Source organism: Xanthobacter sp. NM-25 (genome assembly GCF_022138605.1).
In the GTDB taxonomy this organism is placed as follows: domain Bacteria; phylum Pseudomonadota; class Alphaproteobacteria; order Rhizobiales; family Xanthobacteraceae; genus Xanthobacter.
The window spans coordinates 70,116-92,677 of sequence record NZ_JACBFS010000004.1 but is presented as its reverse complement, the minus strand read 5'-3'; the positions used below and the strand labels follow the sequence as shown (position 1 = coordinate 92,677).

Below are 22,562 nucleotides of genomic sequence, written 5' to 3'. Positions count from 1 at the left end.
GATCCGTTGTCGCTGCTCACTTTTTGCACCAGATGATGCTCACGTTGTGGGCAGCAAGCAGGGCTTCAAATGCGAAAAGGGGCGGAGTTGCCTCCGCCCCTTCGGGTTTCGTGACTGCACCAGAGGCCGCAAGGGCCGCGGTATCAGGTCAGCCGCTCCAGCAGCGCCATGAACTGCTCGCGCTCCTCCACCTCGAGAGGCGCCAGGGTCTCCTCGGTGATCCCGTTGGCCACCGGAATGAGCCGCTCGGTGAGGGTGACGCCGGCGACGGTCAGGGCCACCACCAGGCGCCGGCCGTCCTCGGGATCGGGGCGGGTTTCCACCAGACCCCGCTTCACCAGCCGGTCGACCACCCCCTTGATGGTCGCCGCATCCATGGCCGTGCGCCGCCCCAGCAGGTTCTGGGAACAGGCGCCCTTCTCATAGAGCTTCGACATGGCCGCCCACTGGGTGGCCGTGAGGTCAACACCGAGACGCGCTGCGAAGATGGTGGTGTGCCGCTGCATCGCGCGACGCAGCATGTGCCCCACCTGATCGTCGAGGATATAGGCGGAGGCCTCCCTCGGCGTGCGCCGTCGTCGCGGCGTTACGGCCTTCGTGCTCACGTTCGGCCCTTCCCCACTGCCGTTCGCCATTGTGCTGCGCCAGGCTCACACGGCGAGATACGCGTCCCTGATTTCCGGATTGGCCTCGAGGTCCGCCATGGTGCCGGAGAATCGAATTCGCCCTTTTTCAATGATATAGGCGCGGTCGGAGATCAGCTTTGCAAAATGCAGATTCTGCTCCGAAATGATGATGCTCAAGCCTTCGCGCTTCATGGCCATGATGGCATCCGCCATCTGCTCCACGATCTTCGGCGCCAGACCTTCCGAGGGCTCGTCGAGCAGCACCAGCGAGGGGTTGCCCATCAGCGTCCGGCCGATGGTGAGCATCTGCTGCTCGCCGCCGCTCATATGGCCCCCTGGCCGCCGGCGCATCTCGCCGAGATTGGGGAACAGCTCGTAAATGCGCTCCGGGGTCCAGGTGGCGACCCCCGAACGCGGCGCCTGCCGGCCCACCACGAAGTTCTCCTCCACGGTGAGCTCGGTGAAGATCCGCCGATCCTCCGGCACATAGCCGAGGCCCCGGCGCACGATGTCATAGGTGGGCAGGCGCGAGACATCCTCCCCCTCGAACATCACCTTGCCGGTGCGCTGGCCCACCAGCCCCACCACCGAGCGGAAGGAAGTGCTCTTGCCGGCACCGTTGCGACCAAGCAGGGCCACCACCTCGCCCTCGCCGACCGCGAAATCCACGTCGAACAGAATATGGGCCTGCCCGTAGAAGCTATTGAGGCCCGAGACTTCGAGTTTCATTGCGCGCTCTCCTCGCGGTGCCGGGCGTCATACAGCAGGCCTTCGCCGAGATAGATGGCCTGAACATGGGGATCGCGCCGCACCTCCTGCGGCGTGCCCCGGGCCACCAGCTCGCCGCGGTTGAGAACCATCACCGTGTCCGCATGCTCGAACACCACGTCCATGTCGTGTTCGGTAAACAGCACGCCGATGCCCTTCTCGCGCGCGATGGCGGCGGTCAGGCGCATCAGCTCCACACGCTCCTTCGGCGCCATGCCGGCGGTGGGCTCATCCATGAGCAGCAGGCGCGGCGCGTTGGCGAGGGCGATCGCCAGCTCCAGGCGCTTGAGATCGCCATAGGCGAGCTCGCCACAGGGACGCCCGGCCTGGGCCTCCATGCCCACCAACGCCAGCAGCTTGTTCGCCTCGTCCAGGAAGGCCGCGCCAGCATAGCCCAAAGCGGAGCGCAGGCGCTTGTGGAACGACAGCAGCGCCACCTGCACATTCTCCCGCACGGTCATGGAGGAGAAGGTGGCGGTGATCTGGAAGGTGCGCCCCACGCCGCGCCGCCACACGGTGCGCGGCGGCAGGCCCACGATCTCCTCCCCCGCCAGCTTGATGGAGCCGGCATTGGGACGGATCTGCCCATTCAGCATGTTAAAGCAGGTGCTCTTGCCGGCGCCGTTGGGGCCGATCAGCGCCAGGATCTCGCCGCCGTTCAGGGAGAAGGACACGCCGCGCACGGCATGCACACCCGCATAGGACTTCACCAGCCCGTTCACTTGCAGCAGCGCGCTCATCGTGCGGCCTCCACCTTGGCGACGTCCACGGCGCCCTCGGAGCCGGCTCCGCCCGGCGCCTTGGGTCGGCGATGACGCAGATCCTCCAGGAAGCCGACGATCCCCTTCGGGAAGGCCACCACCAGCAGCACGATCACGCCGCCGAGCACCAGCTTCGACAGTTCGGTCTTGCTCATGAGCCAGATGGCCAGAGCCTTGTAGACCACCGCACCGACCACCGCGCCGGAGACCGTCTCGATGCCGCCCAGCAGCACCATCACCAGGCCGTCCACGGAGGTGGGGATGCCGAGGGTCTCCGGGAACACCGAACCCTTCAGGAAGGCGAACAGGGCACCGGCGATGCCGGCGAAGGTGCCCGCCACGATGAAGGCGATCCACTGGGTGCTCTTGCCATTGATGCCGATGGCTTCGGAACGCAGGGCGCTGTCGCGGGCCGCCCGCAGGCCGAAGCCGAAGGGCGAGAACACCAGCATGCGCAGCGCCGCCACACAGACCACGACAATAGCCAGTGCCAGCCAGAAGAAGCCCTGGGGCGTCGACGCCCAGGACGAGGGCCAGATGCCGAGGATGCCGTTGTCGCCGCCGGTCACCTCCACCCACTGGAAGGCCACCGACCAGGTGATCTGAGCGAAGGCCAGGGTGAGCATGGCGAAATAGACGCCGGAAAGCCGCACGCAGAACCAGCCGAACAGCACCGCGCCGACGAGGCCCAGCACCGGGCCGATGACCAGCGCCGCCTCCATGGGTGCGCCGAAATACTTCACCAGCAGCGCCGCGCCATAGGCGCCGAGGCCGAAGTAAGCAGCGTGACCGAAGGAGGACAGGCCACCCACCGTCATCAGGAAGTGCAGGCTCGCGGCGAACAGCACGTAGACCAGGATCTCCGATCCCACGCTCAGGGTGTAATCGCCGGCGAAGAGAGGCATCAGAGCCACCACCACCACCACGGCGGCGACACCGGAGCGCTCCAGATTGGTCATGGGCCGCCAGGGCCGTATGGAGATGCCTGCCGCCGCCCGCGGGGCGCCTTCCGGCTTGCCGAACAGGCCGTAGGGCCGCACCACCAGCACCACCGCCATCACCAGGAACACGGTGATCATGGAGATCTGCGGCAGGATGAGGATGCCGAAGGCATTCAGCTCCGACACCAGGATCGCCGCCACGAACGCACCGGTGACGCTGCCGAGGCCACCGATGACCACCACCACGAACACCTCGACGATGATGGACAGGTCCATGGCATGGCTCACCGTGGTGCGCGGGATCTGCAGCGCGCCACCGAAGGCCGCGAGGAAGACGCCGAGCGCGAACACGCTGGTGAACAGCCACTTCTGGTTCACACCCAGCGAAGCGACCATTTCACGGTCCTGGGTCGCGGCGCGCACCAGCACGCCCCAGCGGGTGCGGTGGAACAGCAGCCACAACAGGCCCAGCACCAGTGGTCCAAGCGCAATCAGAAGAAAGTCATAGGAGGGCACGAGGCGGCCGAACACGCTCACCGCGCCAGTGAAGCCGGGGGCACGCGGGCCCATCAGATCCTCGGAGCCCCAGATCAGGACCACGAGGTCTTCAACCATCAGCGTGACGCCGAAGGTGGCGAGCAGCTGGAACAGCTCGGGCGCGTGGTAGATGCGCCGCAGCAGCACCATTTCCATCAGCGCGCCGACCGCTGCGACCACGAGGCTGGCCACCAGCACGCCGCCCCAGAACCCCAGCGGGCCGGCGAAGCGATCGGTCAAGGTGAAGGCGACATAAGCGCCGAGCATGTAGAACGCGCCGTGGGCAAAGTTCACAATGCGCATGACGCCGAAGATGATCGACAGGCCCGACGCCACTAGAAAGAGGGACGCGGCACTGGCGAGGCCACTGAGGGCCTGGACCAATAGGAATTCCACGGCTGAGCCTTTCGTTCACCGTTCTAAAAGGCGATCTCGTCCTGGGGATGATGGTCCTGGGGACGATGTCGTTTTGGGCAGCCCGCCGCCGCTGGCGAACCTGCCGGGTGCTGCATGTGGGGGCCGGCGCCTGCCCTGCCCTCGCGGTCGAAAGCAGGCGCCGGGAAGATCAGTCCTGCCTCACTCGGCGGGACGCATCTTGGCCGCTTCCTCCTCGGAGGGGAGGTAGTCCGGGCCCTTCTTGAACACGACGTCGACCATCACGCCCTTGCCGTCCTTGAGGGCAGTCTTGCCCACATAGGCGCCGAGGGTCGACTGGTGGTCGGCCGCGCGATAGACGATGTCACCGAAGGGCGTGGAGACCTTCAGGTTCTTCATGGCCTTGAGGAGCCCCTCGGTGGAGTGGTCATCGGTGGCCTTGAGGGCGGCGGCGATGGACTTGACGGTGGAATAACCCACGATCGAGCCGAGCCGCGGATAGTCCTTGTTGAGCTGCTGGTAGGCGTCGAGGAACGCCTTATGCTCGGGGGTATCGATCGAGTACCAGGGATAGCCGGTGACGATCCAGCCCTCGGGGGTCTCGCCCTTCAGCGGGTCGAGATACTCGGGCTCGCCGGTCAGGTAGCTGACCACGGCGCGATCCTTGAAGACGCCACGGGTGTTGCCCTCGCGCACCAGCTTCACCAGGTCGCCGGCGAAGGTGGCGTTGAGGATGGCGTCCGGCTTGGCGGCGTCGATGGCCTGCAGCACCGGGCCGGCGTCGATCTTGTTCAGCGGCGGCCACTGCTCGGCCACGAACTCCACGTCCGGGCGCTTCTTCTTCAGCAGGTCCTTGAACACGGCCACGAACGACTGGCCATACTCGTAGTTGGGGGCGATGGTGGCCCAACGCTTGGCCGGGAGCTTGGCGGCCTCTTCGGCCAGCATGGCCGCCTGCATGTAGTTCGAGGTGCGCAGGCGGAAGGTGTAGGGATTGCCCTTCGACCACACGATGGCGTCGGTCAGCGGCTCGGCCGCCAGATACATCACCTTCTTCTGCTTGGCGAAGTCGGACAGCGCCAGGCCGACGTTCGACAGGAAGCCGCCGGCGATCATCACCACGCCGTCCTTCGAGATCAGCTCGTTGGCGGCGGTGAGCGCCTCAGCGGGCTTGCCGGCATCGTCCTTGGAGATGATGACCAGCTTCTTGCCGTTGATGCCACCGGCGTCGTTGATCTCCTTCAGCGCCAGTTCCATGCCCTTGCGGTAGGGATCGGTAAACGCCGGCAGCGCCGAATAGCTGTTGATCTCGCCGACTTTGATCTCGCCCTGCTGGGCCTTCGCTGCGGTGGAGGCCAACAGAACGGCCGCCAACGCGATTCCCATCGTCTTTTTCATATGGTCTTCCCCTCTGACTTCCGACCCACCGGGCACGCGGCCCGGTGTCTGTCGAACCCACTGCGTGGCGAGCCTAGCGCAAGCCGTCCTCGCCCTTGATGTCAGTCACCGTCAGTCCGCCCACCCGCGGCAGCGGACGGCCGGAATCGGTGACGGCCACCGCAACCACGATCTCATTGGCGCGCGGCGCATCGTTGATGCTCACCTGCATGCCGTCAAAATGGCTCCGGACATAGGCCGCATCCTTGTGACCCAGCGGGATGTCCAGCTCCGCACCGAGGCCGCCACGGCGCTTGGAGGACGGGATCAGGGCCGCGCCCTTGCCCAGCACCTTGCGCACCGGTGTGCCCATCTTGGGGTGGAGAAGCGCGGCGGCGTGCTCGAGCTCGCCATTCTCCCCCACCAGCGCCGCCTTGCCGTAGCTCTGCGCCTTGTCGCCGGCGATGCCGAGGGCCTCCACGGCCTTCTGAGCCAGGATGCCGCCCAGCTCTTCCCCCTGCGCCATCAGCTCGGAGAGGTCCTCCACATAGCGACCGGCGAAGGGGTTCTCGATCACCGCCACCGCCGCGGCGCGACGGGTGGGCGGCGACACCGGCTGACCCATCTCGGTCAGCGTCTCTTCCACGAAGGTGACGATCTTGCGGATCTTCGCGCTCATCGCAGCCCGTCCTCTCCCTTGATCTGGTCCGCCGCCAGGCCACCCACGCGGGCGTGGACGCGCGGGCCGCAGGTCATCACCAGCGCGAACACCAGTTCATCGGCGCGCGGGCTGTCGGGCACGCCGACTTCCATGGAGTCGAAATGGCTGCGCACGTAAGAGGCGTTCACATGGGTGATCGGTACGTCGAGCTTGGTGCCCGGTCCGCCCACCTTCTTGGCCGACGGGACGATGGCCTTGGCATCGCCGAGGATCTCGCGCATGGCGTAGCCGCCGGGCACATGCCACAGGGCGCCGTGCTCCAGCTCGCCGGCGGCGCCGACGATGGAGCCCTTGCCGTAGCCGTCCACCGCCGACACATCGCCGCCAAGGGCCGCCAGCAGTTCCTGGGCCATGGCAAGGCCGAGCGGCTTCAGATCGTCCATGAAGCCGGTGATGTCTTCCACATAGCGGCCGGCGTAAGGGTTCTCGATGACGGCCAGTGCAGCGCCGCGCTTGCGCGGAACGGCGGCCACCGGGCCACCCTCGTGGTAGATTTCCTCGGTGATCAGGAGTCTCTTTCGGACTTTCACTTCAGGCATGGACGGCCTCTTTGGCTTCTTCGATGGGGGCGGATGGGACGGCTGCGGGCGCGGGCGCCGCCGGCAGGCTGTCGGTGAACAGGTCGAGCTGCGGATCGGTGGAAACGCTCTCACCCTGCAGATGAAGAGCGGCGCCACAGATGAGATTGCGCGCCACCAGGGCAACCGCGCAACTCAGGCCCTCGGCCAGCGCCGCCTTGCGCTCGGCCCTTGTGAGCTGCGGGACGTCCCGTGTCACCTTGAGCGCGCCAAGGTCACTGTCGGGAGCCACCTCGCGCGCCGGAACCCGGATGATCCCCGGATGGCCCGGTAGATTGACCGCATTGGCGATGATGGTTGCCGCGGCATCGGCGGCCGCGGCGGTCGGCGCCAGCACCGTCACCGCATCGGCGATGCCGAGCGAGAAGGACCGGCCACGCCAGCCGCTGGTGGCAATGCCGCGCACCGGCGACGCCTCCACGATGCGCGCCGTGCCGATCAGCCGGGGCTGATCGGGCCGATCCACCAGCCCCACCACATAATCCGAGCCAGGGGCCAGATAGAGCGCGATGTCGCCGCCATTGTTGACGAAGGCGCGGGTGATGCCGGGCCGCACCAGCGCTGCCAGCACCTCCTCGGCCACCGCGCCGGCCACCGCCGCCATGGGGGTGATGAAGGCGGCGCGGGCCAGAGGCGAGACCGCCGCCCACATGCGCTGCGCCGCCGGATCCCGCAGCGGGCACGGCCCGGGATAGGCCGGCCGCCGCAGCAGCGGCAGCTCCTCGCACAAGCCGTCGAGCAACCCCGCCAGGCGCGCGGCAGCGGCCCGATAGCCCGCCGCTACAGCCTCCGGGGCCCCGCTGGCCTCGATGATGAGGTCGATGGGGCCATCCTGGAGATGCAGCCGGCGACCGTCGGGCAGCATCGCCACATGTGGCGCGCGCGGCACCAGCGGTACGGCGGCGATGGACGGAAGCGGCAGGGCCATGACAGCGATCAATCGTTGTTGCGGTGGGCGGGACGCCACGCCAGGGGCCAGGGATTGTCCTGCATCGGCGCCAACTCGCGCAGGCCCTCATGGCCCGCCAGTGACGACACGGGACGCACCGCATCCATATGACCACCCAGTGCCGCGTAGTCCTCCAGCGTCAGGGTGAACTCGATGGGTGCCACCAGCGCCGGGGTCGGCACATAGCCGAACGCATTCTCCGGCACCCGCGTCACATCCACCATGAAGGTGATGCCGCCACCCGGCCACACATAGACCGGCGCGCCGCCGCAGGTGACATTGGTGATGGCCTCCTTCACCGAGCGGGTGAGGCGGACGGGATTCTCCGTCACGCCCGCCCGCAGCGAGCCGCCGGCACCCGCCATGAACAGCACCGAGCACAGGGCCGGTTCGCAATTCTCGCGGATCCGCTCCACCGAGGGGGCCAGATCATCGGGAATCGGCGTTTCGACCGGGACCAGATCCTCGTTCAGCACGTAATAACCGTAGTGCTCACCAGTGGTGGACACCAGCAGCATGCGCAGGCCGGGCCATGCCACTTTCGGATCGAACGGGCCGAGGATGGACAGGGGATCGGAAATATTGGTGCCGCCCCAACCCGAGCCCGGCTCGGCCACCTGGAAATAGCGACCGGGCGTGGAGCGCCGGCCCTTCATCTTGATGCCGGTGTCGCGGATCCCCAGAAGCTTGCCCGCCTGATGCTCGGAGAGCACGCCGGTGATGTGGTCATCCACCACCACCACCTCGTCGGCGTGGCCGAACCACTGCTTGGCGAACATGCCGATGGTGGCGGAGCCGCAGCCCACCCGCATGCGCTCTTCCTGCACCCCGTTGACGATGGGCGCCTTGCCGGCCTGAACGATCAGCGTGGAGCCGCCATCGATGGTCAGCTCCACGGCCTTGCCGTTCGACAGGTCGAGCACCGCCTCGCAGGCGACGCGCCCTTCCTTCTTCGAGCCGCCGGTGAGATGGTGCACACCGCCCAGGGACAGCATCTGCGAGCCGTATTCGCTGGTGGTCACATGGCCGATGGCCTCGCCCGCCGCCCGGACCGTCGCCTGCTCAGGGCCGATGAAGCGATCGGTATCGATCTTCACCTTCACGCCGCCGTAGCTGAACACGCCCTCGGTGACGACGGTGACCATATCGACCCCGTTCACCTCCGCCGAAACGATGAACGGCGCCGGCTTGTAATCGGGATAGGTGGTGCCCGAACCCACCGCGGTCACGAACTTCTCGGCATCCGACAGAAGCCGGCCGTCCCAGTCGCCATCGCGATGGAAGGGCACCACGGCGCCGCCGTGGGCGAGGGTCCGGTCCAGCACCACATGGGGATCCACCCGCACCAGCTCGCCATTGTTGTTGGCATAGCGATCGCAGGCGCCCGTCATACCCGGCTTGATGTAGCACATCACCGGACAGGCATCGCACCGGATCTTCTCGTCACCCGTGGGTCGCGCCCCGGCCGTCGTTTCGTTACCCATGTGGCCCTCTGCTTAGAGCACGCGACAGCGGCCTTCTCGGCGTCCCGATGGCCCAGCGCAGTTCATATGTATACTAATGAAATCTGAGGCCGCCATCCTGTCAAGCACAAGGAATAAGCACGCTGCCTTAAAGGGCATCTTTGCCCTCACCGCCCTTGACGGCATTCATTGGTATAGAAACAATCTAGACGAACGATCGCCCTGCGCAAGCCATCGAGGGGCACTTATGAATCTGAAGAAAACCGCTGCACTGCAATGTTTTGCGTGCGTTGCGGCAAACCGCATGCAAGCGGCGGAGCGGGATCGAGATGTCACTGCCTGAACATGCAGCGCCGGTGTCTTTCGAGGTCAACGGCGTCGCCCACAGCCTCGATCTGCCCCGCGAAACGCGGCTCATCTATGTGCTGCGCAACGACCTGCAGCTCAATGGCCCCAAGTTCGGCTGCGGGCTCGGGGAGTGCGGCGCCTGCACGGTGCTGGTGGACGGGGTCGCCGCCCGCGCCTGTGTGCTTACCCTGAAGAGCGTCGAGGGGCGCAAGGTCACCACCCTGGAGGGCCTCGGGACCCTCGATCTGCCGCATCCGGTGCAGGCCGCCTTCATCACCGCCCAGGCCGCGCAATGCGGCTATTGCCTCAATGGCATGATCATGACCGCCGCCGCCTTCCTCTCGCGCCATCCCGCCCCCACCCTCGACGAGGCCCGCGAGGCGCTGCGCTACAATCTGTGCCGTTGCGGCACCCATGTGGAGATCCTCCGCGCTGTGATGCTGGCGGCGCAGGCCATGGGCGCCGGCTCCACCGCCGCGGGCGCCGCGACCACCCTTGAAGGCGCCGACCATGACTGAGCCGACCCCCACGCCCTCCGCCCTTCTCGAACGCACCGGCACCCTGGCGATTCTGCGCCCGTCCCAGCATGTGCGCGGGCTGGTGCCCACCGCCCCGCCCCCGGAGGGCGCGCTGGACCTGTTCCTGTTCCTGGACGACGCCGGCGCGGTGATGGCCTTCAACGGCCATGTGGACCTCGGCACCGGCATCCGCACCGCCCTCGCGCAGATCGTGGCGGAAGAGCTGGACCTGCCGCTGGCGGCCGTCACCATGGTTCTCGGCCACACCGGCGGCACCCCGAATCAGGGTGCCACCATCGCCAGCGACAGCATTCAGGTCTCCGCCATTCCGCTGCGCCGCGCCGCCGCGCAGGCCCGCCATCACCTGGTGGCGCTGGCCGCCGCGGCCCTGGGCGTGCCGGCGGACGAGCTGATCGTCAGCGATGGCGTGGTGCATCCGCGCGCCAGCGGCAGCAACGCCGGCATCTCCTATGCCACCCTCCTCGCCGGCCGACAGGACCGGCTGATGCTGGAAGACAGCGTCACCCTGAAGCCCGCCGGCGATTATCGCATCGTCGGTCAGAGAGTGCCGCGGGTGGACATTCCCGCCAAGGCCACCGGCGCTTTCGTCTATGTGCACGATGTGCGCGTGCCCGGCATGCTGCACGGCCGCGTGGTGCGCCCGCCCTATGCCGGCGTCGACGCGGGCGACTTCATCGGCCACAGCCTCATCAAGGTGGATGAAGCCTCCGTCGCCCACATTCCCGGGCTGGTGGCGGTGGTCACCATGGGCGATTTCATCGGCGTGGTGGCGGAACGCGAGGAGCAGGCCGCGGAAGCCGCGCGCTGCCTCAAGGTGGAATGGAAAGCGCCGCCGCCCTTGCCGGAGCTGAAGGACCTCGCCCAGGCCCTGCGCGCCAATCCCAGCACCACCCGCGTCCTCGCCGACCAGGGCGATGCCGATGCCGCCCGCGCCGCCGCCGCCATTCCCATGGACCGCACCTATGTGTGGCCCTACCAGATGCACGGCTCCATCGGCCCCTCCTGTGCGGTGGCCGACGTCCGGGACGGACAGGCCACCATCTGGTCCGGCACCCAGAATCCCTTCCCGCTGCGCCTCGACATCTCCATCCTGTTGGGGATCGAAGAGGCCGACATCGAGATCCTGCGGTTCGAGGCCGCCGGTTGCTATGGCCGCAACTGCGCCGACGACGTGGCGGCCGATGCCGCTCTGCTGTCGCGCGCCGTGGGCCGCCCGGTGCGGGTGCAGCTGACCCGGGAACAGGAACATGCCTGGGAGCCCAAGGGCGCCGCCCAGCTGATGGAGGTGAAGGGCGGGCTGAATGCGGATGGCACCCCTGCCGCCTATGATTTCGCCACCTCCTATCCCTCCAACGCGGCCACCACATTGGCGCTGCTGCTCACGGGCCGGGTGCCGGCGAACAATCCCGTGTTCGAGATGGGCGATCGCACGGCGATCCCGCCCTATGCCTATGACAATCTGCGAGTGAAGGCGCACGACATGGCGCCCATCGTCCGCGCGGCGTGGCTGCGCGGCGTCTCGGCCCTGCCCAACTCCTTCGCCCATGAAAGCTATATCGACGAGCTGGCCGCCGCCGCCGGTGTCGATCCGGTAGAGTATCGCCTGCGCTACCTGCACGATCCCCGCGCGGTGGATCTAGTGAAGGAAGTGGCCGCCCGCGCCAGCTGGGAGCATCACACCGCCCCCCGGCAGGAAGTCGTGGACGGCGACGTGGTGCGCGGCCAGGGCTTTGCCTATGCCCTTTACGTGCACTCCAAATTCCCCGGCTATGGCGCCGCCTGGTCGGCCTGGGTGGCCGATGTGGAGGTGAACAAGCGCACCGGCGACGTGGCGGTGAAGCGGGTGGTGGTGGGCCAGGATTCCGGCCTCATGATCAACCCCGCCGGTATCGAGCACCAGATCCACGGCAACGTCATCCAGGCCACCAGCCGGGCGCTGAAGGAGGAAGTGAGCTTCAGCGAGACCGCGGTGGCAGACAAGGAATGGGGCGCCTACCCCATCCTCACCTTCCCGGAAGTGCCGGTGATCAACGTGGTGCTGATGCCGAGGCCGGACGATCCGCCCCTCGGCAGCGGCGAATCCGCGTCCGTGCCCTCCGCCGCCGCCATCGCCAACGCCATCTTCGACGCCACCGGCGTGCGCCTGCGCGAACCGCCCTTCACGCCAGAGCGGGTGCGCGCGGCATTGGGCAATCCGCTGCCGCCCGAGCCGCCGGCCCCGCCCGCCAAGAAGCGCCCCTGGTTCGCGCTGGCGGGTGCGGCCCTTGCCGGCGCCTTGGGCATGGCGGCGGTGGCGCTGCCGATCCGCGGCGCGATCGCGCCTATCACGCGCCCCGATCCCGCCTCCTTCTCCGCCGACATGATCGCCCGCGGCCGCCAGCTGGCGGCGCTGGGGGATTGCGCGGTGTGCCACACGGTGCCCGGCGGCACCGTGAACGCGGGCGGCCGCGCGCTGGAGACCCCGTACGGCACGGTCTATTCCACCAATCTCACGCCTGATCCCGAGACCGGCATCGGCCGCTGGTCCTATGCGGCGTTCGAGCGGGCCATGCGTGAAGGCATCTCGCGGGATGGCCGGCACCTTTATCCGGCCTTCCCCTACACCTCCTTCACCCGCACCTCGGATACCGACCTGCAGGCCCTCTATGCCTTCCTGATGTCGCAGGCGCCGGTGGTGGCGCCGACCCCCGAGGCCAAGATGGCCTTCCCCTTCAACATCCGCCCGCTGATGGCCGGCTGGAACACCCTGTTTCTGCGTCCCGGCCAGATGCAGGCGGACCCGGCCCGCTCGCCGCAATGGAATCGCGGTGCCTATCTGGTGGAGAGCCTCGGCCATTGCGGCGCCTGCCACACCCCGCGCAACCTGCTGGGCGCGGAAAAGACCGGCGCCGCCTATCTCGCCGGGGGCATGGTTGACGGCTGGGAGGCTCCGGCCCTCACGGCGCTGTCCAAGGCGCCAATTCCCTGGACCGAGGCGGAGCTCTTCTCCTATCTGCGCACCGGCTTTTCACGCTTCCATGGCACCGCCGCCGGCCCCATGGCGCCGGTGGTGGAGGAATTGGCCGCCCTGCCCGACGCGGACATCCGGGCCATGGCGACCTATCTCGCCTCCTTCTCTGGCCCCGTTCCCGCCGACCCGGTCGCGCAGGCGGCGGCGCTGCAGGCGGAGGCCACCGCCTCCCTGCGTCCCCTCGATTCGCTCGGCGGCCGGCTTTATGAGGGTGCCTGTGCCGCCTGTCATGCGGAGAGCGGGCCGACCCTGTTCGGCGTGCGCCCAGCCCTCGCCCTCAACACCAATGTGCACGCGGCACGCCCCGACAACCTGATCCGCGTGATCCTGGATGGCATCCCCAAGCCCGCCGCCCGGGACCTGGGCGACATGCCCGGCTTCCGCGACAGCTTCGATGACGGCCAGGTGGCGGCGCTGGTGCGCTATCTGCGGGCTAAGTTCGCGCCGAACGCGCCGGCGTGGAGCGGTGTCGACGAAGCGGTGGCCCTGGCCCGCGCCAATCCCGGCAGCCATTAACCCCTTTGAGCAGGGCGCGACGCCACCCTGCTCAAATCATCGGCACCATTGCTCGAAAACTCCGCACGCCGAAGCCTTGTGCGTCATTGACAGCGCCGGTCGCCGATTTTATTTTCATTTGTACACAAACAAAAAGACGAGGCCGTCTGACGGCCCTGCCGAGCGAGATCCTTCCATGGCCTATGTGGTGACCGAGAACTGCATCCGCTGCCGCTACACCGACTGTGTCGCCGTGTGCCCGGTGGATTGCTTCTATGCCGGCGAGAACATGCTGGTGATCAATCCCGACGAGTGCATCGACTGCGGCGTGTGCGAGCCGGAATGTCCGGCGGAGGCCATTGTCGCCGACAGCGATCCGCGCGCGGCCACATGGACCGAGCTGAACGCCACCTATGCCACGCAGTGGCCCAACATTACCGAGAAGACCGACGCCCCCGCCGATGCCGACGACTGGAATGGCAAGGATGGCAAGCGCGATCTGCTCTCGTCTGCCCCCGCCGCCTGATCGACGACCTATCCGGAGCCCTCCCGTGAGCAATCTGATGGAAGAGCGCGTGCTCAGCGTGCGCCACTGGACCGACCGCCTGTTCTCCTTCACCACCACCCGTGACGCCGGCTTCCGCTTCCGCAACGGCGAATTCACCATGATCGGCATCAAGGTGGATGGCCGGCCGCTGATGCGGGCCTATTCGGTGGTGAGCCCGAACTACGAAGAGACCCTGGAGTTCTACTCCATCAAGGTGCCGGACGGCCCCCTCACCTCCCGCCTCCAGCATCTGAAAGAAGGCGACCCCGTCATCGTCGGCCGCAAGGCCACGGGCACCCTGGTCATCGACAATCTGCGCCCGGGCGAGAACCTCTATCTGCTGGGCACCGGCACCGGCCTGGCCCCGTTCCTCTCCATCATTCGTGATCCGGAAACCTACGAGCACTTCAACAAAGTGGTGCTCGTGCACGGCTGCCGGCAGGTGGGTGAGCTCGCCTATGGCGAGGAGATGGTGAACGCCCTCAAGACCCATGAATTCCTGGGCGACGAGGTGAACGCCAAGCTGATCTATTATCCCACCGTCACCCGCGAAGACTTCCGCAATCAGGGCCGCATCACCGACCTCATGGACAGCGGCAAGCTCTATGCGGACATCGGCCTGCCGCCCATGGACAAGTCCCGCGACCGGGTGATGCTGTGCGGCTCGCCGCAGATGATGGTGGATCTCAAGAGCCGTCTGGTCGGCCTCGGCTTCGAGGAAGGCAACCACGGCGAGGCCGGCGACTTCGTGCTCGAGAAAGCATTCGCCGAGCGCTGAAAAAATTACCCCCGGCGCGGTTTTCAAGGATCGCGCTGGGGCTTACCATTCATATGCTTACAAATAAACGGCCGGGGCTCCCCGTGTCTCCGACCGTCGCTTCCGGAGACTTCGCACATGGCTCACGACGCACCGGCAGGCCCCAAGGGCCCCACCAAGCTCGTCATCCGCAATATCGGCCTTCTGATCAGCGGCGCCCTTGAAAACCCGATCCTCGATGCCGACACCATTGTCGCCGAGAACGGCCGCATCACTGCCATCGGCCGCCTGAAGGACGTGGATGTCGAGGGTGCCACCACCACGGTGGATGCCAATGGCGCCGCCGTTACCCCCGGCCTCATCGACAGCCACGTGCACCCGGTGGCCGGTGACTGGACGCCCCGGCAGAGCCAGATGAACTGGATCGATTCCTCGCTCCATGGCGGCGTCACCACCATGATCTCCGCTGGCGAGGTCCACTATCCGGGCCGTCCGCGCGATGTCATCGGCATCAAGGCGCTGGCCATTACCGCCCAGCGCACCTTCTCCTCGTTCCGCCCCGGTGGCGTGAAGCTCCACGCCGGCGCGCCGGTGATCGAGCACGAGATGGAAGAGAACGACTTCAAGGAACTGGCCGCCGCCGGCGTGACGCTCCTGGGCGAAATCGGCCTCGGCGGCGTGAAGGATGGCCCCACCGCCAACAAGATGGTCAATTGGGCCCGCAAATACGGCATCCAGTCCACTATCCACACCGGCGGCCCCTCCGTCCCCGGTTCGGGCCTCATCGACAAGGATGTGGTGCTGGAAACCGATGCCGACGTGGTGGGCCACATCAACGGCGGCCACACGGCGCTGCCCGATGGCCAGATCCGCTGCATCTGCGAGGGCTGCAAGCGCGGCCTGGAGCTGGTGCACAACGGCAATGAGCGGGCCGCCCTGTTCACCCTGCGCACGGCGCGGGAGATGGGCGAATTGCACCGGGTGATCCTCGGCACCGATGGCCCTGCCGGCTCGGGCGTCCAGCCCCTCGGCATCCTGCGCATGGTGTCGCTGCTCTCCTCCATGGGTGACCTGCCGGCGGAAGTGGCCTTCTGCCTCGCCACTGGCAACACCGCCCGCATGCGCAAGCTGGATTGCGGCCTGATCGAAGTGGGCCGCACCGCCGATTTCGTCATCATGGACACCGCCCAGAACTCCGCGAGCGCGAACCTGCTGGAGAGCGTGCAGCTCGGCGACCTGCCCGGCGTCGGCATGACCATCATCGACGGCATCGTGCGGACCGAGCGCTCCCGCAACACCCCGCCGGCGACCCGCCTTCCGTTCGTGGTCAAGGCCTGAACAGGCCTTCAATCCATCAAATGAAGGGGCGCCGCTGATGCAAGGTGGCGCCTCTTTTCTTTTGAGCACCCGTCCCGTGGTGCGGGTCCGGAACAAGAGAACCCGCCCCCTTGCGCCGACGGGGGATCGGATGCCATAACGGCGCGGCGTAAAATGCGCGTCGGAGCATAGCGCAGCCTGGTAGCGCATCTGCTTTGGGAGCAGAGGGTCGCAGGTTCAAATCCTGCTGCTCCGACCATTTCAGCCCCTTGGCACTCAATCCAAATTTGCCCCGCCGGTGCGCTTGTGAGCATCAGGATTGGCCCGTCGCTCCGACTTGACCTGCGGACGGGAAAGGAGCGCCGCCCATGGCCAACTGCGCGACATCCAGAAAGGCAGTGAGGGCAGGGGATACATAGACCTGCGCCCGGCGGATGAAGAGCGTTTCCACCTTCCCCTCCTCCTCCGGCAGGGACAGGATGGATAAGGCGTGACTGCGCGCGTGGGATGCGACGAGATCCACCGGCAGCAATGTCAGCCCCATGCCCGCGGAGACGCAGGCGAGAATGGCATCGAGGCTGCCATATTCCAGCGTCCGCCCCACCGCGATGTTCCGGCGCGCAAGCAGCTGTTCCAGGCGCTGACGATAGGAGCAGCCCCGCCGGAAAACGAAAATGTTGGCTTGTCCACGCTCAACGAAGGGGTCCAGCGAGCGCACGTCCGGCCCGGCCAGCACCGCGAGTTCTTCCAGGAATGCGCGGCGCGCCACAAGGCGGGGATGCGCCACCGGCCCACAGACATAAGCGCCCTCCAGCTCCTGTTGCAGCACCTGCTCCGTCAGCTCGGCCGAAGTACCGGTGCGCAGAGTCAGATCCACATCGGGATGCAGGCTGGAGAAGTTCACCAGGCGTTCGCTGAGGCGCAGCGCCATCGTGGTCTCCATGGCGCCGATCTGAAGGGGGCCGCGCGGTCGGTCGGACGCTGTCACCGACATCCGCGCTTCACGCAACAGCCGGCTCACTTCGGCGGCGAACGGCAGCAGTCTCTCGCCCGCCGCCGTAAGCTTCACACCGCGCGAATGCCGCTCAAACAAGATGACACCAAGGTCCGCCTCAAGCTTCTTGATGCGATTAGTGACATTGGATTGGGCGGTGTTCAGGCGCGTCGCCGCGCCGCCGATCGACGCCTCCCGGCTCACCGCGATGAAGAATTCGAGATCGGCACTCTGCATCAGACATCTCATTTTCAGATGACTACGATCGCATCAAACCATTTTTGGAATACAGAAGCCACTGCTAGCCTCGATAATGATCAGGGCAACACTCTGATCAGAAATGAGGCAGCCACCGGCCGGACCCGTTCCCAACCGTGACGCCGCATTCCGTGACACGCCTGCGCCCCGCTTGGGAGGACGGGGCCATGCGCGTCAGCCTTCCAAGACGGGAACAAAAACATGACCCTCCAGCCCCATCCGCCACACCCCTCCTCAGGGGGCAGCGGCCGCCTGGGCCTTGCGGCCACCGCAATCCTCGCCGGCGTCTATCTCACTTTCACGGCGCTTGGCGCCTTTGCGCCGCAACTTCTGGCCGCGCCCATCCAACCGGGCGGCATCTTCACCTGGGCCTTCGCACTGGGCCTCGGGGTGATCGGTCTCGGTTTCGTGCTCACGGTCATCTACGCCGTGATTGCCAACCGGCGCGAAAGCGTCGCGCTCGCCGCCCGCGCCCTGGTCCCGGCAGAAGGGGGCGCGCGATGAATATGATCGCCATCTCCTGCTTCCTCGCCATCGTTGCGCTGTCGCTGGCCATTACCTGGTGGGCCGCGCGCAACACGAAGGGAACCAACGATTTTTATGCCGCAGGCGGCAATGTCACGAGCCTGCAGAACGGCCTCGCCCTGGCTGGCGACGCCTTGTCCGCAGGCGCTTTTCTGGGTCTCACCGGCCTCATCTTCGCCAACGGGTTCGATGGCTACATCTTTGCCATCGGCTATTCCACCGGCATGCCCATCGTGGTGTTCCTGCTGGCGGAACGGCTGCGTCAGATGGGCAAGTTCACCTTCTCGGACGTGGTGAGCGTCCATCTCGACGAAACACCGATGCGCATCTTCGGCGCAGCGGCCTCTCTGGTGGTGATTGCGTTCTACCTGGTCGCCCAGATCGTCGGCGCCGGCGCCCTCATCGAGCTGTTGTTCGGCATCGATTTCAAGGTCGCAGTGGCGCTCGTTGGGGGGCTCATGATCTGCTACGTCATGTTCGGCGGCATGATGGCCACCACCTGGGTGCAGATCGTCAAGGCCTGCCTCATGCTGGCCGGCGGCGCGCTGATCGCCGTGCTGGTGCTGCAGCGGTTCGGCTTCGATCTCGCGGCCCTGCTCTACGGGGCGGCGTCGGTCCGCCCCAACGGCGCCGACCTGCTTGCCCCGCAGGCGGCGGCACGGTCCCCTTTCTCTGCTTTGTCTCTGGCCCTTGCGCTCATGTTCGGAACGGCTGGCCTGCCGCACATCCTGATGCGCTTTTTCACGGTCCCGGATGCGCGGGCCGCGCGCAATTCGGTGGTGTGGGGCACGGCCTTCATCAGCACCTTCTACGCCGCCACAGCCATCTTCGGCTTTGGCGCCATCGTGATCCTGTCGGGCGACGCCACGGCCGTCGGTGCCGGCGGCAAGGTGATCGGCGGCATCAACATGGTGGCCATCCATCTGGCCCGCGTGCTCGGTGGAGACATCATGCTGGGCCTCGTCTCCGCGGTCGCCTTCGCCACCATTCTCGCGGTGGTGGCCGGGCTGACCCTGGCCGGGGCCTCCGCCGTCAGCCACGACCTTTATGCCCGCGTGGTGCTGAAGGGCCATGTGGATGAGGCGCGGGAACTGAAGATCTCACGCATGGCCACGGTGGCGCTCGGGATGCTCGCCATCGCCCTTGGCATCGCCTTCCAGGGGCAGAACGTCGCCTACATGATCTCGTTGGCCTTTGCCATCGCCTGTTCCTCCACCTTCCCGGTGCTGGTGCTCTCCATCTACTGGCGTGGATTGACGACGCGCGGCGCCATCGCCGGTGGCAGCATCGGCCTTCTTGCAGCGCTCGGGCTCACCGTCCTTGGGCCATCCATGTGGGTGAAGGTGTTCGGCTTCGCCGCTCCGGTGGTCAGCCTCGATCCGCCCACGCTCATCTCCATGCCGCTGGCGTTCCTCACCTGCTGGTTGGTTTCGATGACGCAGCGGCGTGGCGCGCAGATGTTGCCTGGCGTGGCCTGATCAACGCGGCCGGGGGCGCCATGTCCCCGGCCCCCTCCGCCCATGGCGGGAGCGGTCGCTCGCCGTCGCGCCCCGCTTGAAGAGACTTTGGAATGCCCATGACCACCATCGATCCACAAACCCTCAACACCTTCCGGGAACTGATGGACATCCGCTCCGGGACAGCACTGCCCGCCGATGAGGTGACCCTCACCGGTAGCGACCCTTTCTACCGGACGCCGTTCCGCATCGGCGAAGTGACGGCGGCGGTACTCGCCGCGCGCGGGGTGGCCGCCAATGACCTGTGGGCGATGCGCACCGGGCGCCGCCAGAAGATCTCCGTGGATGCCCGCGCCGCCGCGGCCACGTCCCTCTCCGGCGGCGAGGAGACCCTGCTGAAGGGCGAAGATGGGCTTTACCATTCCATTCCCACCTCAGCGGCCATGAAGCACATGGTGGCGCTGACCCAACCCTGGGCCACCGCCGACGGCGGCTGGGTGCTGCCGCATACCAACCTGCCCCATCTGGAACGCCGCGTGCTTCACGTGCTCGCCTGCAACAGCACGGTGGAGGATGTAGCGGCCGCGGTAGGACGCTGGGACGCCGACGCGCTGGAGAACGCCCTTGCTGACGCCCGCGCGTGCGGCGGCAAAGTCCGCACCCCCGAGGAATGGCTCGCCCATCCGCACGGCGCCTATCTCGCCGCGCGCCCGGTGGTGGAGATCACCAAGGTGGCAGACAGCGCGCCGGAGCCGCTGCCGAAAGGTGGCAAGGCGCCGTTGTCTGGTCTGCGGGTGCTCGACCTCACCCGCATCCTCGCCGGCCCCACGGCGGGCCTCAGCCTGGTCGAGCATGGTGCCGAGGTGCTCATGGTGACGGCGCCAGAGTTGCCCCAGGTCCCCGCCTTCGTGCGCGATACGAGCCATGGCAAGCGCAGCACCTTCCTCAACTTCACCCGTCCGGAGGAGGCAGATCGTCTGCGCGAGCTGGTTGAGATCGCCGACGTGTTCATCGACGGCTACCGGCCGGGCCGACTTGCCGCCTATGGGTTCGGCGCCGAGCAGCTCAGGGCCCTGCGACCCGGCTTGATCCATGTTTCCGTGAACTGCTTCGGCTCCGGTGGACCCTTCGCCGATCGGGCGGGATGGGACCAGGTGGCGCAGGCGGTTACCGGCATCTGCCATACCCAGGGCGAGTTGAACGGGTCCGGACGCCCAGAGCTGACCCCGGTCTTCATGTGTGACTTCATCACCGGTTTTCTCGGCGCCTATGGCGCCATGCTGGCGCTGGCCCGCCGGGCGCGTGAGGGCGGCAGCTACCGGGTTCAGGTCTCCCTGTGCCAGTCGGCCATGCTTCTGCAACGCGAAGGACTGATCTCGGACTTCGCCGACGCCCCCGGCCACCTCTCGCCGGAGGAGTTCGAGGCGCTCTCCATCCGTGTCGACGGCACCTGCTACGGCGATTTGAAAACCCTCGCCCCCGTGCTGCGGATGTCAGAGACGCCCTGCACCTGGCCGCGCCCCACCCCCGCCCTCGGCAGCGATCGGCCCGAATGGCAGCACTGGGTTACGCCGGCGCCTAAAGCCGCAGGTGCAGTCCGCTAGGCGCACAGCCACCCCTGTGACTTGCCCTCGGCGCGTCGATCCTACAGGGATGCGCGGCGTGTGCCCACCTGGCTTCAGTGCAGCGAGGTGAGGTGATGGCCCGGCCCTCCTTCGCCTGTAGATGGACGCGTTCACACACCCAGCGGACCGTGATGAAGCCCGCACACGCTTAGGCAGGAGGGGACGACCGTCACGCCCCCACTGCGGCCTCGCCACGAGAAAATTGGACGCCATCTGCCCTCGGTGGACACGGGGATCCGGATGGAGAGGGCGAAATCGGCACCGGTGGAAGACCATAGCGGGCGCGCAGGGTCTCCTCCTCATATTCCTCGCGGAACAGCCCACGGCGTCGCAGCAGCGGAAGTACATTGTCCGCGAAGCGGTCGAACTGGTCCGGCAGCACCGGCGGCATGATGTTGAAACCGTCGGCGGCCCCACCCTCGAACCAATCGATCATCAGGTCGGCGATCTGCTCAGGCGTGCCCGCCATGGTGAAATGACCACGGGCGCCGGCAAGGCTCGCCAGCAATTGTCGCAAGGTGGGCCGGGTGGCGGCCACATGGGCGACGATGGCTTCCGCCCGGCTGCGCGAGGCCTCCACCGCCTTGGGATCGGGGAGATCATCCACGGTCAGCGGGTGATCCAGAGGCAGATGGGAAAAGTCATGGCCGCCGAAGCGGTTCTTCAGGCGCTCCAGGCCAACGCTGGGGTGGGCGAGCGCGTTCAGCTCTTCGAGCACACGGCGGGCTTCCGTCTCGGTGGAGCCGATGGCTGCCGAGAGACCGGGCAGCACCACGATCTGCTCCGGCGGGCGACCGAAGGCGCCGGCCTGCTTCTTCAGGTCCCCATAGAAAGCGGTGGCGCTCTGCTTGCTCAGATGGGCGGTGAAGACCGCATCCGCATGGCGGGCGGCGAACCGGCGCCCATCTTCAGATGAGCCGGCCTGCACCAGCAGCGGCCGGCCTTGCGGCGAGCGGGGCACGTTGAGGGGCCCTTCCACGTCGAAATGCGGACCGTGATGGGCGATGGCGCGCACCCCATCGCGCCGCGCATAGATGCCACCGGCACGATCGTCCCGCACCGCATCAGGCGCCCAGCTGTTCCATAGCGCGCGGGCCACGGCAACGAACTCATCGGCCCGCGCATAGCGCTCCGCCTGCGTGTCCTGGCCCGTGCGGCCGAAGTTCGCGGCGGCGGCCGCCATCCAGGAGGTGACGATGTTCCAGCCCACCCGGCCGCCGCTCAGGTGATCGAGGGAGGCGAACTGGCGGGCGAGATTGAACGGCTCGCCATAGCTGGTGGAGGCGGTGGCGATGAGGCCGATGTGGCGGGTGGAGGCCGCCAGCGCCGCGATCAGCGTCAGCGGCTCCAGCTCCCCGCGCGCGGCATGGTCCAGATCATCCGCCAGCGCCAGGTGATCGGCGAAGAAAATGGAATCAAGTTTGGCCGCCTCCGCCTTCAGCGCCAGCTCGCGATAATAGGCGAGGTCGGTCAGCGCGCGCGGCGTCGCCGCAGGATGCCGCCAGGCCGCCTCGTGGTGGCCCCGGCCATTGATGAACAGATTGAGGTGCAGCTTTCGGGTCATGGCCTGCATCAGAAATGCACGTGGGGGAAC

Annotated in this window: 19 protein-coding genes and 1 tRNA gene; 9 read left to right on the top strand and 11 right to left on the bottom strand. The window is 67.1% G+C overall.

The features are described from left to right. Nucleotides 1–143: 143 nt before the first annotated feature. The 9 genes from MEU52_RS12120 to MEU52_RS12080 all read right to left on the bottom strand — a co-directional run bounded on the left by MEU52_RS12120 (nt 144) and on the right by MEU52_RS12080 (nt 9,117). Nucleotides 144–635: a MarR family winged helix-turn-helix transcriptional regulator gene (locus MEU52_RS12120; RefSeq protein WP_443266818.1), complete on the bottom strand. Its 492-nt coding sequence runs from the start codon at nt 633–635 to the stop codon at nt 144–146. Nucleotides 636–650: 15 nt separating this feature from the next. Further along, nucleotides 651–1,355: an ABC transporter ATP-binding protein gene (locus MEU52_RS12115; protein WP_238122550.1), complete on the bottom strand. Its 705-nt coding sequence runs from the start codon at nt 1,353–1,355 to the stop codon at nt 651–653. Next, on the bottom strand, nt 1,352–2,134 hold the full coding sequence (locus MEU52_RS12110; protein ID WP_238122549.1) for an ABC transporter ATP-binding protein: 783 nt from the start codon (nt 2,132–2,134) through the stop codon (nt 1,352–1,354). Before MEU52_RS12110 ends, MEU52_RS12115 begins: the two co-directional genes overlap by 4 nt. Continuing rightward, nucleotides 2,131–4,029, bottom strand: a complete 1,899-nt coding sequence (locus tag MEU52_RS12105) for an ABC transporter permease (protein ID WP_238122548.1) — start codon at nt 4,027–4,029, stop codon at nt 2,131–2,133. Before MEU52_RS12105 ends, MEU52_RS12110 begins: the two co-directional genes overlap by 4 nt. Before the next feature lie 180 nt (nt 4,030–4,209). Next, the gene (locus MEU52_RS12100; protein WP_443266813.1) at nt 4,210–5,406 is read right to left on the bottom strand and encodes an ABC transporter substrate-binding protein; all 1,197 of its coding nucleotides are present in this window, start codon (nt 5,404–5,406) and stop codon (nt 4,210–4,212) included. A 73-nt stretch (nt 5,407–5,479) separates the two neighbouring features. Further along, entirely contained in the window at nt 5,480–6,064 is a 585-nt protein-coding gene (locus MEU52_RS12095; protein WP_238122547.1) for an amino acid synthesis family protein, read from the bottom strand. Continuing rightward, nucleotides 6,061–6,645: an amino acid synthesis family protein gene (locus tag MEU52_RS12090; RefSeq protein WP_238122546.1), complete on the bottom strand. Its 585-nt coding sequence runs from the start codon at nt 6,643–6,645 to the stop codon at nt 6,061–6,063. Before MEU52_RS12090 ends, MEU52_RS12095 begins: the two co-directional genes overlap by 4 nt. Then, complete coding sequence (locus MEU52_RS12085) at nt 6,638–7,573, bottom strand: UPF0280 family protein (RefSeq protein ID WP_443267086.1); 936 nt, start codon at nt 7,571–7,573, stop codon at nt 6,638–6,640. Before MEU52_RS12085 ends, MEU52_RS12090 begins: the two co-directional genes overlap by 8 nt. Before the next feature lie 47 nt (nt 7,574–7,620). Beyond that, nucleotides 7,621–9,117, bottom strand: a complete 1,497-nt coding sequence (locus MEU52_RS12080; RefSeq protein WP_238122544.1) for a 6-hydroxynicotinate reductase — start codon at nt 9,115–9,117, stop codon at nt 7,621–7,623. Nucleotides 9,118–9,425: 308 nt separating this feature from the next. Between MEU52_RS12080 and MEU52_RS12075 the strand changes: the two genes are divergently transcribed. The 6 genes from MEU52_RS12075 to MEU52_RS12050 all read left to right on the top strand — a co-directional run bounded on the left by MEU52_RS12075 (nt 9,426) and on the right by MEU52_RS12050 (nt 16,368). Next, a complete protein-coding gene (locus MEU52_RS12075) occupies nt 9,426–9,962 on the top strand; it encodes a (2Fe-2S)-binding protein (protein WP_238122543.1) in 537 nt (178 codons plus the stop codon). Continuing rightward, entirely contained in the window at nt 9,955–13,509 is a 3,555-nt protein-coding gene (locus MEU52_RS12070) for a molybdopterin cofactor-binding domain-containing protein (protein ID WP_238122542.1), read from the top strand. Before MEU52_RS12075 ends, MEU52_RS12070 begins: the two co-directional genes overlap by 8 nt. Before the next feature lie 175 nt (nt 13,510–13,684). After that, nucleotides 13,685–14,014, top strand: a complete 330-nt coding sequence (gene fdxA, locus MEU52_RS12065) for a ferredoxin FdxA (RefSeq protein WP_238122541.1) — start codon at nt 13,685–13,687, stop codon at nt 14,012–14,014. A gap of 25 nt (nt 14,015–14,039) precedes the next feature. Further along, entirely contained in the window at nt 14,040–14,813 is a 774-nt protein-coding gene (locus tag MEU52_RS12060) for a ferredoxin--NADP reductase (protein ID WP_238122540.1), read from the top strand. Nucleotides 14,814–14,930: 117 nt separating this feature from the next. Next, the gene (locus MEU52_RS12055) at nt 14,931–16,130 is read left to right on the top strand and encodes an amidohydrolase family protein (protein WP_238122539.1); all 1,200 of its coding nucleotides are present in this window, start codon (nt 14,931–14,933) and stop codon (nt 16,128–16,130) included. Nucleotides 16,131–16,291: 161 nt separating this feature from the next. Continuing rightward, nucleotides 16,292–16,368: transfer RNA gene (locus tag MEU52_RS12050), tRNA-Pro, on the top strand. Nucleotides 16,369–16,422: 54 nt separating this feature from the next. Here MEU52_RS12050 and MEU52_RS12045 read toward each other — a convergent pair. Next, nucleotides 16,423–17,340: a LysR family transcriptional regulator gene (locus MEU52_RS12045; protein WP_238122538.1), complete on the bottom strand. Its 918-nt coding sequence runs from the start codon at nt 17,338–17,340 to the stop codon at nt 16,423–16,425. A 222-nt stretch (nt 17,341–17,562) separates the two neighbouring features. Between MEU52_RS12045 and MEU52_RS12040 the strand changes: the two genes are divergently transcribed. The 3 genes from MEU52_RS12040 to MEU52_RS12030 all read left to right on the top strand — a co-directional run bounded on the left by MEU52_RS12040 (nt 17,563) and on the right by MEU52_RS12030 (nt 20,947). Further along, nucleotides 17,563–17,865 carry a DUF485 domain-containing protein gene (locus MEU52_RS12040; protein WP_238122537.1) on the top strand — a complete coding sequence of 101 codons (303 nt, stop codon included), beginning with the start codon at nt 17,563–17,565 and terminating at the stop codon, nt 17,863–17,865. Further along, entirely contained in the window at nt 17,862–19,364 is a 1,503-nt protein-coding gene (locus tag MEU52_RS12035; RefSeq protein WP_337927143.1) for a sodium:solute symporter family transporter, read from the top strand. Before MEU52_RS12040 ends, MEU52_RS12035 begins: the two co-directional genes overlap by 4 nt. A gap of 98 nt (nt 19,365–19,462) precedes the next feature. After that, a complete protein-coding gene (locus MEU52_RS12030) occupies nt 19,463–20,947 on the top strand; it encodes a CoA transferase (protein ID WP_238122536.1) in 1,485 nt (494 codons plus the stop codon). 190 nt (nt 20,948–21,137) lie between these two features. On the opposite strand, the gene MEU52_RS12025 is transcribed toward MEU52_RS12030, so the two are convergent. Next, the gene (locus MEU52_RS12025; RefSeq protein ID WP_238122535.1) at nt 21,138–22,532 is read right to left on the bottom strand and encodes an LLM class flavin-dependent oxidoreductase; all 1,395 of its coding nucleotides are present in this window, start codon (nt 22,530–22,532) and stop codon (nt 21,138–21,140) included. Between the last annotated feature and the right edge of the window lie 30 nt (nt 22,533–22,562).